The organism is Corynebacterium hiratae, from assembly GCF_009708045.1.
Classification (GTDB): Bacteria; Actinomycetota; Actinomycetes; order Mycobacteriales; family Mycobacteriaceae; genus Corynebacterium; species Corynebacterium hiratae.
This window is the reverse complement of the sequence record NZ_VIOG01000028.1, coordinates 1-1,963: the sequence shown is the minus strand read 5'-3', so window position 1 is coordinate 1,963 and position 1,963 is coordinate 1. Positions and strand designations below refer to the sequence as shown.

1 rRNA gene is annotated in these 1,963 nt (G+C 53.6%); it reads left to right on the top strand.

Annotation, left to right across the window (positions count from 1 at the left end):
• The first annotated feature begins 118 nt into the window (after window positions 1-118).
• Window positions 119-1,636 (top strand): 16S ribosomal RNA (locus tag FME68_RS12875).
• Window positions 1,637-1,963: the final 327 nt, after the last annotated feature.

Genomic DNA, 1,963 nt, shown 5'->3' with positions numbered 1-1,963 from the left:
TGCCCCGTCGGGTTGGGGGTTGGTTGGATTTTTTCTTTATGTAATTTTTGGATAGCCAGTCCGTGCTGTGCACGGTTTGGTTTGTCTGTTTGTTAGGTTTGGGCTTTTCACGGCCTTTTTTGTGGAGAGTTTGATCCTGGCTCAGGACGAACGCTGGCGGCGTGCTTAACACATGCAAGTCGAACGGAAAGGCCAGTGCTTGCACTGGTACTCGAGTGGCGAACGGGTGAGTAACACGTGGGTGATCTGCCTTGCACTCTGGGATAAGCTTGGGAAACTGGGTCTAATACCGGATATGAGCCGCTTTTAGTGTGGTGGTTGGAAAGTTTTTTCGGTGCAAGATGAGCTCGCGGCCTATCAGCTTGTTGGTGGGGTAATGGCCTACCAAGGCGTCGACGGGTAGCCGGCCTGAGAGGGTGTACGGCCACATTGGGACTGAGATACGGCCCAGACTCCTACGGGAGGCAGCAGTGGGGAATATTGCACAATGGGCGGAAGCCTGATGCAGCGACGCCGCGTGGGGGATGACGGCCTTCGGGTTGTAAACTCCTTTCGACAGGGACGAAGCTTTTTGTGACGGTACCTGTATAAGAAGCACCGGCTAACTACGTGCCAGCAGCCGCGGTAATACGTAGGGTGCGAGCGTTGTCCGGAATTACTGGGCGTAAAGAGCTCGTAGGTGGTTTGTCGCGTCGTCTGTGAAATTCCGGGGCTTAACTTCGGGCGTGCAGGCGATACGGGCATAACTTGAGTGCTGTAGGGGAGACTGGAATTCCTGGTGTAGCGGTGAAATGCGCAGATATCAGGAGGAACACCGATGGCGAAGGCAGGTCTCTGGGCAGTTACTGACGCTGAGGAGCGAAAGCATGGGTAGCAAACAGGATTAGATACCCTGGTAGTCCATGCCGTAAACGGTGGGCGCTAGGTGTAGGGGGCTTCCACGTCTTCTGTGCCGTAGCTAACGCATTAAGCGCCCCGCCTGGGGAGTACGGCCGCAAGGCTAAAACTCAAAGGAATTGACGGGGGCCCGCACAAGCGGCGGAGCATGTGGATTAATTCGATGCAACGCGAAGAACCTTACCTGGGCTTGACATACACTAGATTGCTGCAGAGATGTAGTGTCCCTTGTGGCTGGTGTACAGGTGGTGCATGGTTGTCGTCAGCTCGTGTCGTGAGATGTTGGGTTAAGTCCCGCAACGAGCGCAACCCTTGTCTTATGTTGCCAGCATTTGGTTGGGGACTCATGAGAGACTGCCGGGGTTAACTCGGAGGAAGGTGGGGATGACGTCAAATCATCATGCCCCTTATGTCCAGGGCTTCACACATGCTACAATGGTCGGTACAACGCGCAGCGACACTGTGAGGTGGAGCGAATCGCTGAAAGCCGGCCTTAGTTCGGATTGGGGTCTGCAACTCGACCCCATGAAGTCGGAGTCGCTAGTAATCGCAGATCAGCAACGCTGCGGTGAATACGTTCCCGGGCCTTGTACACACCGCCCGTCACGTCATGAAAGTTGGTAACACCCGAAGCCAGTGGCCTAAACTTGTTAGGGAGCTGTCGAAGGTGGGATCGGCGATTGGGACGAAGTCGTAACAAGGTACCCGTACCGGAAGGTGCGGGTGGATCACCTCCTTTCTAAGGAGCATATATATGTGGCACCAGTTGGTGTCTTTTAGCCGCACTTTTGTTGTGTGGCTGGTGGTTGAGTGAGCAAACGTTTTACTGCCACCGCATGATAATCGGGTGGAGATACATCTTAACTGGGATGATTGATTAGCTAACACGTTGAAGAGTACTTGGTGCATTGTTGGGTGTCTGGGGCATTGTTCCCTGGTTGTAACCCGCACGAGTTTCAGCAGTCAGGTTGGATGACTTCTTGGTTGTTTAAGTTGTGTGGGGTGTTGTGTGAGAACTGTATAGTGGACGCGAGCATTAAACCATGTGCTTGTTACTGTCACTTTT